The sequence below is a fragment of the Furfurilactobacillus siliginis genome, from assembly GCF_001437435.1.
GTDB lineage: Bacteria > Bacillota > Bacilli > Lactobacillales > Lactobacillaceae > Furfurilactobacillus > Furfurilactobacillus siliginis.
The window spans coordinates 268,199-283,447 of sequence record NZ_JQCB01000002.1 but is presented as its reverse complement, the minus strand read 5'-3'; the positions used below and the strand labels follow the sequence as shown (position 1 = coordinate 283,447).

2 protein-coding genes are annotated in these 15,249 nt (G+C 45.0%); both read left to right on the top strand.

Annotated features, from left to right (window positions below):
- Nucleotides 1–59: 59 nt before the first annotated feature.
- Nucleotides 60–8,459 (top strand): MBG domain-containing protein, encoded by an 8,400-nt coding sequence (locus IV55_RS02655; RefSeq protein WP_057809066.1) that lies wholly within the window; start codon nt 60–62, stop codon nt 8,457–8,459.
- Nucleotides 8,398–15,165 carry an MBG domain-containing protein gene (locus tag IV55_RS02650; protein WP_162260725.1) on the top strand — a complete coding sequence of 2,256 codons (6,768 nt, stop codon included), beginning with the start codon at nt 8,398–8,400 and terminating at the stop codon, nt 15,163–15,165. Before IV55_RS02655 ends, IV55_RS02650 begins: the two co-directional genes overlap by 62 nt.
- The last annotated feature ends 84 nt before the right edge of the window (nt 15,166–15,249 follow it).

Here is a 15,249-nt window from a genome sequence, read left to right as displayed (position 1 = left end):
GTATCAGGTTATGCTGACAAATTTGTCCAAAAATTCGGATTAAATTTGCAATCTACCCTATGACAACTTATGCAGTAGCAACTGATAAGGCATCATTCAGCTTATCAACTGGCTTACTACCTGGGATTTTGACCCCTGGTCAGACAATTTCATATACACTGTCGCAGTCGTATGGTCAGAGCTTGTCTACCACAATTAATACCAATTTAAACGCAAACGGGTTTAGAGATAGCAAAGGATCAGGCTGGAATACAGTTAATAAGCCTAGTTCTTTTGATATGAACGATATGCCTGGTTTCTATGGAAATTCAAGCACTGTGTTTGAGCCGGTGTTTTATTTGACAGTTCCAGCACAGATGAGTTTGGTGACTGATGAAACGACTGGATTGCCTTATACTACCCAAGGTGTTGGATGGAAAGGCATTAGCAGTCAACCAAAAGTTACTACTTTTGTTAATGCTGATGGCTTAACTGTTTATAAAGTTGATTTTACTGGTACTGGATTCACTTGGTATCCAATTAATCAACAAGTTACGGTTACTTTAAAAGTGAACGACGATGCATTTTCTGCGGTTGTGCCATTTATGTCCACAAAGCCATCAGGTGAGGGTAGTTACAACGATGTAAACTATGTCGATAAAACAAACTACAGTAATAGTCAATTGACTGGAGCAAATAACTCAGCTGCTCATTTCGGAGCTACTGGTGAGTCAATCATGCCATTCATGGTATATGGGAATGCTATTAGTAGTGACACGCAAACCAACCTGAATGACCTTCAAAATCTTTATATTCTTAAGCAAGATGGAACTAAAGAAGTAGGGCTCTCCTCGGTTCAAGGATATGGTGCCTATGCAGGCGCTACTGGAATGGCAACATTGACGGGTAATAAGGCGAACGGCCAGTCCATATTGATACAAGCTCCTCAGGGCATGATTTTGCAGGGGACGATTAAGTCTAATCATGCTCGTGGTAATGCCTATCAAACCATGACTTCTAATTACCCATTAGAAAATGGGCAGGACAAGCATCAATTGCGGATTCGTTTAGCAAACAATACATCAAGCTTAACGACTAATGTTGGGGCAGTCTGGAACCTTCCTCAGGTTGTGACGAGCAATACTGATACGACCCCAGGTACATTTAAACTGATATTGACTGGTGCTAATCAAGATCCAGATGGTGTCGTTTCACTTTACACGACTCATTCGGCTGTTTTGTCTAGCAATGGTAAATCAGTTGTATTGGATAATGGTCATACGTATTACTTTAATGTGAGTGATGGAACTAGCACAACAACACCTGCTGATTTAATGACTGCTGATCAAGTAACTGATTGGTCAAGTATTCAAGGTGGAATCTCGATAGCAAGTAGTATTCAACCGATGGGAACAGATGACGTTATTTTGAACGTCAGCAATCCTAATAGTTTTACGGATAAGGGAAAAGTTGTTCAAATCACGACAGCATTCCGAGCTGATAGATTTGATAATGTGACTAATTCAGTGACAGATGCTTTTGATACAACTGGTAAAATCCAATTCCTAGACCAAGATGGTCATAATATTAACGGTTATCCAGATTCAGTTGGATCCTTTAATGCCCAAGGGCGTCCAACTGGACCAACAGGTGGTGTAGGGCAACCGATTATCAATAATCTGCAACAGATTCCTGGTTACGTGTTTGTCAAAACTGATGGTGACACTGTATTTAACGTAAAGGGTAATGCTACGTTAGTTAACCACTACCAGGTCAACCGTGCCCAACTTGTCACTACCAATAAGCCAAGTGGCACACAAGTTTCTGAAATTGCATTGGCCGATCCAACACCAAATACAGGTGCGACGGACTCGACTGCAGTCGATAATATTACGTTCACAAATACTGATGCAACGTTGGCTGCCGCAGGCTGGACTTACAAAGTTGTTGCGCCAGATGGTAAAACTTACAACGACTTAGCAAGTGCGCTGACAGCTAATGCAACTTACGATACGGTGGCTGATTCAGGTTCAACGATTAGCCAAGTTTTCACTGTTAACTACACATTAAACGCGAATGCCTTACAACTAGGCACGATTACGAAAGTCTTTGATGGCGATGCAACAACTGATCCAGCAGCGAAGTTCACAGGAACTTTACCAGCCGGGATTACTGAACCAACGTGGGCACGCACTGACTTTAATGATCCCACTTCACAAAATGTTGGGTCATACGATGTGACGTTGAGCGCTGCTGGATTAGTTAAGTTACAAGCAGCTAACCCTGGTAAGACAATCACAGCTGACAACATTGCCAAAGGTACGTTCACCATTACTGCGCGTCCAATCACCGTTGCTGCACCAACGTTGACCAAGACTTACGATGGCAAGGCCTATACTGGCGCAGACAATAAAATTACTGTGACTGGGATGGATGGTGTGTTGACGACAGCAACGCAACCTGTATACACCAGCACAGATATCAGCAAGATTGTGAATGCCAATACGGCTGCTAATCCATCATATGCAATTACCATTACTGCGAACGCGGCAGACAATGGTAACTACACAATTACCAAAACAGATGGTTCATTGACCATCAACCCATTACCACTAGATCCTGCAACACCAAATACACCTGATACGCCAGTTAACCCGAAGACACCAAACAACAATCCACAGTTTCAAACATCTGTGATCGTAAAAGGTGCAACAAAGGTCTATGACGGGGATGCCACAACGGATCCAACAAGCTTCACAGTGCAAGGGCCTGCAAAGTACACTGACTTTGTGATTCCAACACTGGTTGACGGTGACTTTGATAAGAGTGGTATCACCAGCCAAAACGTTGGCAACTACACGGTTAAGTTAACGACAGATGGCTTCAAGAAGATTCAAGATGCTAATCCAAACTACACACTTACAAGTGGTGATGTACAAGATGGTTTGTTCGTTATTACACCTGCACCTGTTAGTGTGACTGGGCCAACCTTGACCAAGGTCTATGATGGTAACGCTTATACAGAAGCAGATCTAACGAAGCCAAAGGCTGTGTTGAGCTATTCTGGGAAGCCAGCTAAGGGTAACGACATTGTTGCTTCACTTGCTGACTTATCAACCTTTAAGAATGTCGGCACCTACACGTTGACAGTTACTGCTGCGGCTACTGATAATCCTAACTACACGGTTACGTCCACCGATGGTAAGTTAACCATTACGGCACAACCACTAGCAGCGAATGTCACCATTAAGACGGCAACGAAGGTCTATGATGGCGATGTTACAACGGATCCAACGACCTTCACGGTTGAAGGACCAACTGGTGTGACCGACTTTGACACGACAGGTTTAACTGCCAGTGACTTTGATGTAACTGGTATCACCAGTCAAAATGTTGGTAACTACACCATTAAGTTGACCGCCGCTGGATTGGCGAAGTTGCAAGCTAACAATAAGAACTATTCATTTACAAGTGACAAGGTAACCAATGGATCATTTACCATTACCCAAGCACCTGTAACAATTACGGCACCAACACTAACTAAATCCTATGATGGTAAGCCTTATGATATTACTGCCGAAGCCTTGAAAGCGCAGGCAACGGTAGCTGGTAAACCTACTAAGGGTGATGCTTTGAACTTCACCTTGACGGATATCAGCAAGGATATTAACAAAGCTACTTACCCAATCGTCGTGACTGCGGCCGATGCGGACAACAGTAACTACAAGCTCACCAAGGTTGACGGTAACTTAATGATCGGGGTTCACCCATTAACACCTGCAACACCAAATACACCGGATACACCTGTCAATCCTAATGAACCTAACGAGAATCCACAGTTAGAGACTTCACTTGTCGTCTCAGGGAAGATGAAGACCTACGATGGCGATAAGTCTACGGATCCAACGACATTTAATGTGCTTGGTCCAAAGCAATACACTGACTTTACGATTCCTGCATTAACAGCTGACGACTTTGATGTATCTGGTATTACTAGCCAAGATGTTGGTTTGTACACGGTGAAGTTAAGTGCTAGCGGTTTGAAGAAGATTCAAGATGCTAACACCAACTATGATTTGAAGGCCGAAGATGTGCAAGATGGCCTGTTCAATATCGTTAAACGCGACATCGGCGCACAAGGGCCACATCTAACGAAAGTTTATGATGGCAAAGCTTATAGTGAACCAGATCCTAAGAATCCGAAGGCAATTATCACGTATGTAGGTGTTCCGAAGTTAGGAACGACGCCTGTTGTAACAATTGACGACTTCAGTGCTGATATCTATGCCGGCGGAACTTATGTCTTACCACTAACGGTCAGTGATAAAGGCATCGACAACAAGAACTACCACATTGTGCCAACTGATGGGTCGTTGACGATCACTGTTAAACCATTGGATCCAGCTACGCCAAACACACCGGATACACCAATTAACCCGAAGACACCAAATGATAACCCAGCATTAGAAACGGCTTTGGTTATCAAAGGGGCAACTAAGGTCTACGACGGCGATGTGACAAGTGATCCAACAACATTTACCGTGTTGAAACCAGCTAAGTATCCTGACTTTGTGCTACCTGAACTTGAAGCCACTGACTTTGATGTCACAGGTATCACGAGTCAAAATGTTGGCAACTACACCGTTAAGTTAACCACCGATGGCTTGAAGAAGATTCAAGATGCTAATAAGAACTACAGTTTGACTGCCGATGATATTCAAGATGGGTTATTCGTGATTACGAAGGCGCCAATTACTATGACGGCACCAACTTTGACCAAAGTCTTTGATGGCAAAGCCTATGATGACAGTCAAAATGCACAGCCACAAAATGTGGTCACTGTCACGGGTGTACCTGCAAAAGGGATCGCACCGGTTAAGTCATTAACGGACATTAGTAAAGATACTAATGTTGGTAACTACCCAATGACCGTTACTGCATCTGACGCTGACAATCCTAACTACACGATTACCAAGGGTGCCGGTTCATTGAAAATTTCAGTTAAGCCACTTGATCCAGCTACGCCAAACACACCGGATACACCAGTTAACCCGAAGACACCAAATGATAACCCAGCATTAGAAACGGCTTTGGTTATCAAAGGGGCAACCAAGGTCTACGACGGCGATGTGACAAGTGATCCAACCAAATTTACAGTGTTGAAACCAGCTAAGTATCCTGACTTTGTGCTACCTGAACTTGAAGCCACTGACTTTGATGTCACAGGTATCACGAGTCAAAACGTTGGTAACTACACCGTTAAGCTAACTGCTGATGGCTTGAAGAAGATTCAAGATGCTAATAAGAACTACAGCTTGACTGCCAATGATATTCAAGATGGGTTGTTCGTTATCACGAGAGCAACTGTTACCATCACGGCACCATCTGGTACCAAAGTTTATGACGGTAAGCCATTTACTGCTAAGGAATTAACCGAAACAGTCACTGGTCAGCCTGCTAAAGGTGACGCTGTGGTTTACACGATGGCCGATTTAAGTAGCACGGTTAACGTTGGTATATATACTGACACCATCACATTGCAGTTGGGCGATAACCTGAACTATGTAATTGTTCCAATTACGGGCACGTTCACCATCACTGCTAAACCATTGGATCCAGCAACGCCAAACACGCCAGATACACCGGTTAACCCGAAGACACCAAATGATAATCCACAATTGGAAACATCAGTTGTTATTCAAGGGGCAACTAAGGCCTACGACGGGGATGCAACGACTGATCCAACGACGTTTACGGTGCAAAAACCAAGTAAGTACACTGACTTCACGATTCCTACCTTTGACGCAAGTGACTTTGATGTTACTGGCATCACGAGTCAAGATGTTGGTAACTACACGGTTAAATTGAGTAAAGCTGGCTTTGAAAAGCTTCAAGCAGCCAACAAGAACTACGACTTTACTGCCGCAGATGTGCAAGACGGATTATTCGTCATTACCAAAGCACCCGTTACCATCACCGCACCATCTGGTAGCAAGGTTTACGATGGCAAACCTTACGTCAATCCGAAGTTTGTGGAAACTGTCACTGGTAAGCCAGCTAAGGGTGACAAGCTTGTTTACAGTCTTACTGACATCAGCAAGATCGTTGACAAGGGCACTTACCCAGTTGTCGTTACTGCAACAGATGATGCAAACAAGAACTACACGATCACGAAGGTTGATGGAACGCTAGCAATTGGTGTCCAACCATTGACGCCAGCCACGCCAAATACACCAACGAACCCGGTTGATCCGAAGACACCACATGATAATCCAGCATTGGAAACATCAGTTGTTGTTCAAGGGGCAACCAAGGTCTACGACGGTGATGTAACGACCGATCCGACGACGTTTACAGTATTGGCACCAAGCAAGTACAACGACTTTGTGGTTCCAACTTTGACGAAGGATGACTTCGATATTTCAGGAATTACCAGTCAAAATGTTGGCCGCTATGTCGTTACCTTAAACGAATCGGGTTTGCATAAGGTACAACTGGCAAATGCTAACTACCAAATTGCTGCCGAAGATATTCAAAACGGGCTGTTTACGATTACGCCAGCACCTGTTTCCATTACCGCACCATCTGGCAGTAAGGTTTACGATGGCAAGCCTTACACTGACGACAAGTTCACCGAAACAGTTACTGGTGTACCTGCCAAAGGGACCAAGCTTGATTACAGCATCACGGATACTGCTAAAGACATCAATGTTGGTTCATATGATGTGAAGGTTACGACACCAACTGATGGCAATGGTAACTACACATTGACCACCACGGACGGTAAGTTGACGATTACAGCGCAACCATTAGATCCATCGACACCAAATACACCAACGACGCCGGTTAATCCGAAGACACCAAATGAGAATCCACAATTGGATGCTTCAGTTGTTGTTCAAGGGGCAATCAAAGTCTACGACGGTGATGTGACAACGGATCCAACAACCTTCACGGTATTGAAACCAAGCAAGTTTACGGACTTTACCATTCCAACCTTTGAAGCAAGTGACTTTGATGTTACTGGTATTACCAGTCAAAACGTTGGCAATTACACGGTTAAATTGAGCAGTACTGGTCTAGAAAAGCTTCAAGCAGCTAACAAGAACTACGATTTTACCGCTGCTGATGTGCAAGATGGTTTGTTTGTCATCACTAAAGCACCAGTTACGATCACCGCACCATCAGGTCACAAAGCATATGACGGTAAGCCATATAGTGATCCGAAATTTGTTGCGACGACATCAACTGTACCTGCTAAGGGTGACAAGTTGGTTTACACCATCACTGATATGAGTAAAGACGTCGACAAGGGAACATATCCAGTTGAGGTCTTAACAAACGACAGCGATAACGGTAACTACGACATTACCAAGGTTGCCGGCAACCTTACGATTGGTGCGCTGCCATTGGATCCAGCTACACCAAACACGCCAACGACCCCAGTTAATCCAAAGACACCAAATGATAATCCACAATTGGAAACATCAGTTGTTGTTCAAGGGGCAACCAAGGTCTACGACGGTGATGTAACCACTGATCCAACGACGTTCACGGTCTTAGCACCTAGCAAGTATGCGGACTTTGTAATGCCGACCTTTGAAGCAAGTGACTTCGATGTAACCGGAATCACCAGTCAAAACGTGGGCAATTACACCGTTAAGTTAACGGATGCTGGTTTGCAAAAACTACAAGCTGCTAACAAGAACTACACGTTGACTGCTGACGATGTGCAAGATGGACTGTTCGTGATTACGAAGGCACCAATTACGCTAACCGCACCAACGTTAACGAAAGTCTTTGATGGTAAGCCATACGCTGAAGCTGATGCAGAACACCCATTGAATGTGATGAAGATCGACGGCGTACCGACGAAGGGTGTTACACCTGTTGCATCATTGACTGACATCAGCAAGGATTTCCATGCTGGTAAGTACGCAATTGATGTTGACGCCGATGATGCTGCTAATGAAAACTACAGCATCACGAAGGTTGCTGGTTCATTAACAATCTCACCACGGCCATTAACACCAGCAACGCCTAACACACCTGACAAGCCTGTTAATCCTGATAATCCAAGTAACAACCCACAATTGGTCAGTTCCATGGTTATTCAAGGGGCTAACAAGGTTTACGACGGCGATGTAGCGACTGATCCAACGACTTATAAAGTCTTGGTACCTACTAAGTACAATGATTTCATCATTCCGACATTAGATGCTAAGGACTTCAATCTGGATGGGATTACCAGCCAAAACGTCGGTAATTACCCAATTCGATTGAGCCAAGCAGGGATTGATGCCATTAAAGCTGCTAACCCCGACTACACATTTAATGCTAATGATATTCAGGATGCCTTATTTGTTATCACCAAGGCACCTGTAACGATTACCGCACCATCTGCTTCGAAGGCTTATGATGGTAAACCTTATGTTGATGCCAGCTTTGTTGGCACACACAGTATTACCAACGAAGGGTGATGCGCTGGTCTACACGATTACTGATATCAGCAAGGATGTTGATAAGGGCACTTACCCAGTTGAAGTTCTGACAAATGATGGCGATAACGGGAACTACGCAATTACGAAGGTTGCCGGAACGTTGACAATCGGTGCGCAACCATTGACACCGGCGACACCAAATACCCCAGATAAACCCGTTGATCCAAAGACGCCAAATGATAATCCACAATTGGAAACGTCAGTTGTTGTCAAAGGGGCAACCAAGGTCTATGACGGTGATGCAACCACTGATCCAACAACCTTTACCGTATTGGCACCGAAGAACTACAGCGACTTTGTCATTCCAGAATTAACGAAGGATGACTTTACCACTGAAATTACGAGTCAAAACGTTGGTAATTACACCGTTAAGTTGAACGCCGCCGGTTTAGCTAAGTTACAAGCAGCTAATAAGAACTACGACGTGCAAGGTGAAGACATTCAAGATGGTTTGTTTGTAATTACCAAAGCGCCAATTACCTTAACGGCACCAACTTTGACAAAGGTCTTTGATGGTAAGCCATATGCTGAAACCGATGCCGAACACCCATTGAATGTGGTGACGCCAAGTGGTGTTCCAGCAAAGGGTGTCGCACCAGTCGCATCATTGACTGACATCAGTAAGGACTTCCATGCTGGTAAGTACGCCATTGATGTCACAGCTGATGAAGCTGTGAATGCAAACTATGAGATTACCAAGGTGGCCGGTTCATTGACCATCACGCCACGGCCATTGAATCCAGCCACACCAAATACACCTGGTCAGCCAGCTAACCCTGACAACCCAAGTAATAACCCACAATTGGTTAGTTCCATGGTTATCTTCGGGGCAACCAAGGTCTATGACGGTGATGTTACAACCGACCCAACGACTTATGAAGTTAAAGCACCAAGCAAGTACGGCGATTTCATTATCCCTGCATTAACAGCCGATGCATTTAACTTGGATGGGATTACGAGCCAAAACGTTGGTAAGTACCCAGTTCGTTTGAGCCAGGCAGGGATTGATGCCATTAAGGCAGCTAATCCGGATTACACCTTCAATGCAAATGACATTCAGGATGCACTGTTTGTTATTACGAAGGCACCAGTGACGATCACCGCACCATCTGCTTCGAAGACTTATGATGGTAAACCTTATGTGAATGCAAACTTTGTCGGCACGAACACAACCTTGCCAGCTAAGGGCGACGCGTTGGTTTACACGATTACTGATATTAGTAAGGACGTCGACAAGGGGAGTTATCCAGTTGAAGTACTGACTAACGACACTGACAACGGTAACTACGAAATCAGTAAAGTTGCTGGAGCGCTGACGATTGGTGCACAACCATTGACGCCAGTTACACCAAACACGCCAACGACCCCAGTTAATCCAAAGACACCAAATGATAATCCACAATTGGAAACGTCAGTTGTTGTTCAAGGGACAACCAAGGTCTACGACGGCGATGCAACCACTGATCCAACGACGTTCACAGTCTTAGCACCAAGTAAGTATGCAGACTTTGTAATGCCGACCTTTGAAGCAAGCGACTTCGATGTAACTGGAATCAGCAGTCAAAACGTGGGCAATTACACCGTTAAGTTAACGGCAGCTGGTTTGCAAAAGCTGCAAGCTGCTAACAAGAACTACACGTTAACTGCTGACGATGTGCAAGATGGACTGTTCGTGATTACGAAGGCGCCGATTACTTTGACGGCACCAACCGTTACCAAGGTCTTTGATGGCAAGCCATTCACTGATACTGCTGCGCTAGTTGTTTCACCAACTGGTGTGCCAGCAAAGGGAATTGCCCCAGTTGCAACCTTGACTGACATCAGTAAAGACTTCCACGCCGGTAAATACGGTATCAATGTTGTCGCTGATGAAGCCGCCAATGTTAATTACACGATTACCACTGTTGCCGGTTCATTGACCATCACACCACGGCCATTGAACCCAGCCACACCAAACACGCCGGATCAACCTGCTAACCCAGATAATCCAAGTGACAATCCACAATTGCTGAATTCGATGGTTATCCAAGGCGCAACGAAGGTTTACGACGGGGATGTTGCAACTGATCCAACAACTTACAAAGTGACTGCACCAAGTAAGTACACGGACTTCATCATTCCAAGTTTGACAGCTGCCGACTTTAACCTGGACGGGATTACGAGCCAAAATGTTGGTAACTACCCAGTTCGTTTGAGTCAATCAGGAATTGACCGGATTAAGGCTGCCAACCCTGACTACACCTTTAATGCAGGCGATATTCAAGACGCATTGTTCGTTATTACAAAGGCACCAGTGACGATCACCGCACCACAACTTGCTAAGACTTATGATGGCAAAGCGTACAACGGTATCGTTCGTGCACAAACGTCAATCATGCCAGCCAAGGGCGAAGCATTAGTCTACAAGCTCACTGACATTAGTAAGATTACGGATCAAGGGACCTACACGATCGATGTCTTAACTGCACCAAGTGATAATTTGAACTATCAAATTACTGATGTACCTGGTCAGTTGGTTATCAGTCGCCATAGCTTGGTACCAGTTGATCCGAACAAGCCAAATAAACCGGTTAACCCGATTACGCCAGATAAGAATCCACAATTAGATGCTTCTGTCGTCGTCAGTGGTGCAACCAAGGTTTATGACGGGGATGCGGCAACTGATCCAACCACATTCACGGTATTGGCACCTAAGAACTACAGCGACTTTGTTCTGCCAACCTTCACGAAGGATGACTTTACAACTGAAATCACCAGTCAAGATGTTGGTAACTACACCGTTAAGTTAAACGAAGCTGGTTTAGCTAAACTGCAAGCTGCTAACAAGAACTATGACGTGAAGGGTGAAGATGTTCAGGATGGTCTGTTCGTCATCACGAAAGCGCCACTTACGTTAACGGCACCAACGTTGACCAAAGTGTACGATGGGCTTCCATATCAAGATAAAGCGAAAGAAGTTGTCGCAGTTGCTGGCAAGCCTGCTAAGGGGATTGCACCAGTTGCAACATTATCTGACATCAGTGCTTTGTATCACGCAGGTAAGTACGACATCAACGTATTAGCAACGGATGCTGCTAACAAGAACTATCAGTTGACGTTGGTTAACGGGTTATTGACTATTTCAGCTAAACCGTTAACACCTGCTGAACCAAACAAACCTGGTAAACCAGTCAATCCAATAACACCAGATAAGAATCCACAACTGGAAGCATCTGTTGTCGTTGAAGGGGCAACCAAGGTTTACGACGGCGATAAGGCAACTGATCCAACGATCTTTACCGTATTGGCACCTAAGGCTGACCGTGACTTTATGATTCCACAGTTAACGGCGAGTGACTTCACTACTGAAATTACGAGTCAAAATGTTGGGAACTACACGGTTAAGTTAAGTGCTACTGGTTTTGCTAAGTTACAAGCTGCTAACCGTGATTACGATCTTAAGGAAGCTGATGTTCAAGACGGCTTGTTCGTCATTACAAAGGCGCCTGTCACCGTAACAGCTGGCAGTGTCACGAAGACTTATGATGGGAAACCTTATGCAGATAAAATTGCGACATCTGTGAGTGGTCAGCCTAAGTTGGGTGACGCAGTGGTCTACACGTTAAGTGATTTAAGTTCCTTCATTAATAAAGGAACTTACGCAGTTAATGTCATGACTAAGGCAACCGACAACGGTAACTATGTCTTAACGACTGTTCCAGGTACGTTAACCATTACTGCCCAAGGTCTAACACCAGTTGTGCCAAACAAGCCTGGCAAGCCAGTTAACCCAGGCACGCCAACTAAGAATCCTCAATTGGAAACTTCCGTGGTCGTACAAGGGGCAACGAAGCTTTACGATGGCGATTCTGCTACGGATCCAACAACCTTTACAGTCTTAGCACCAAGCAAGTACCCAGATTTCGTTATTCCAACATTATTGAAGGATGACTTTGATACGACTGGGATTACCAGCCAAAACGTTGGTCAGTATGCGGTTACGTTGAGCAAGACTGGGTTAGCTAAGTTACAGGCAGCTAATAAGAACTACGACTTCACTAGTGAAGATGTTCAAAATGGCCTGTTCATTATCAATCCAGCGCCTGTCACAATCACGGCACCATCTGGTTCAAAGGCCTACGATGGACAACCATATCCAAGCGCTAAGTTAGTTGCCAATGAACAAGGTGTACCAGCCAAGGGCGACAAGCTTCAGTACACGTTGACGGATGTTAGTCATGACATCAACAAGGGGACGTATCCTGTTGAGGTTCTGACGAAGACTTCTGACAACTTGAACTATGTTGTGAAGACTGTTGCCGGAACTGTAACGATTACCGCTCAAGGCTTAACACCAGTTGTGCCAAACAAACCGGGCAAGCCAGTTAACCCAGGTACGCCAACCAAGAATCCTCAATTGGAAACTTCCGTTGTCGTACAAGGGGCAACCAAGGTTTATGACGGTGATAAGTTAACTGATCCAACAACGTTTACAGTCTTAGCACCAAGTAAGTACCCAGACTTTGTTGTGCCAACCTTGACAAAGGATGACTTTGATACGACTGGCATCACCAGCCAAAACGTTGGTCAATATGCGGTTACGTTGAGTAAGACTGGGTTAGCTAAGCTACAGGCAGCTAATAAGAACTACGACTTCACCAGTGAAGATGTTCAAAATGGGCTGTTTGTAATTACGCCAGCCACCATCACGATTGCGGCACCAACTTTGACGAAGACGTATGATGGACAACCATATGCCGGTACTAAACAGGCCACCTTAACAGGTATTCCTGCCAAGGGAACACAGCCGGTTTACACCATGACTGATATTAGTAGGGATAGTGCAATTGGAACGTATCCAATTACGATCACTGCCAATGCAACGGCTAATGGTAACTACGTTGTGAAGACTGCTAACGGCCAATTGACCATTACCGGTGATCAATATAGCTTGACTGCTAATTACGTTGACGGTGCTGGCAAGACAGTCGCACCAAGTGAAACAAAGACTGACTTGAACTTCGACGATGACTACACAACAACAGCCAAGGTTGTTTCCGGTTACGTCTTGATCAAGACACCAGCTAACGCGAAGGGTGTTATGCCAAAAGGTAATGTGACGGTTACTTATGTTTACGACAAGGTCGGTAATTACGTTGTGACACCACCAGCTGGTGGTAAAACGACCACGCCTTATCCAAACGATCCGCACAACCCAGGTAAGGTTGTGACACCAACGACACCGATTATTCCAGGTGTCCCAGGTTACACACCAAATGATCCAAATGGTAAGCCGTTGGTTCCCGTTGATCCGAAGAATCCGAATAAGGGTTACTTCCCACCAACACCAGGTAATCCAACGACTGACACGCACATCACGTACACGGCTGACAAACAGACGGTTGTTGTTCTGTTAGTTGATAGTAAGGGACAAGCAGTTGTGAACGCAGCTGGTCAATCTTCTTACACCTTAACTGGTAAGAGCGACACGGTCGTTGACTTCAGCACTGTTAACAAGTTGGTTAATGGGTACGTTGTTGCCAGCGATGGTACAACACAGTCATTGAAGTTCGATCATGACGATAACGTCAATCAAACGGTTCGCGTTGTTTACGACAAGGTTGGTAATTACATTGTGACGCCACCAACTGGTGGTCATCAGACAATTACCCCTTATCCAAACGATCCGAATAATCCGGGTAAGGTTGTGACACCAACGACACCGATTGTTCCAGGTGTCCCAGGTTACACACCAAATGATCCAAACGGAAAACCATTGGTTCCTGTTGATCCAAATGATCCAAACAAAGGTTACTTGCCACCTGTAGTTCCGGGTAATCCAACGACTGACACGCACATCACCTACACGGCTGATGATCAAACGGTCATTGTTAAGTTAGTTGATGTAAACGGCAGCTCAGTGACAAACGCAGCGGGCGTTGTCGGCTACAGTATTTCTGGTAAGACTGGTGCGAACGTCGACTTTACCCAAGTCAACAAGTTAGTTCCAGGGTATGTCCTAAAGACTGATGGCACGTTAACGGGGTTGAAGTTTGATAACGATGATAAGACGAACCAGGTTGTTACCATTACGTATGCCCGGGTCGGTAATTACATCGTGACGCCGCCAACCGGTGGTCAAACGAAGACACCATATCCAAATGATCCAAACAACCCAGCGAAGATTGTGACACCAACGACACCAATCGTGCCGAATGTGCCAGGATTTAAGCCTTACGGACCAGATGGGAAACCATTACAACCGGCTGATCCAAATGATCCAAACAAGGGTTACTTACCACCAGATGTTCCAAGTGATCCAACCATTGATACACACATTACGTATGTTCCAAATCCAAAGAAACCAGTAACACCTGTGACGCCGCCAGTTAAACCTGGTCAGCCAACGACACCGGTTGTTCCTAGCAAGCCAGTGACACCAACTGATACGAACCAACCGCATGTACCTGCCAATACACCGGTTGAAGTAAACACACCAGTTGTCACACCAAATGTTGGTCAACCACAACGATTGATGACGATCAGTCGACATGGTAAAGCAACACCAGTGGCCAAAGCTGTTGCACAAACATTGCCAGAGACAGGCGAACAAGATAGCCTTTCGATTGCAATTGCTGGCTTAGGCATGATGATTAGTGGGCTTGCATTCTTAGGACTCAGACGTAAGAAGCACGAACTAGACTAATTTGAATCACTAATTAGTCGATGATCACGCATGATGACAGGTCATGCGTGACCTACATAGGAATTCACTTAAAAAGTCCCATTG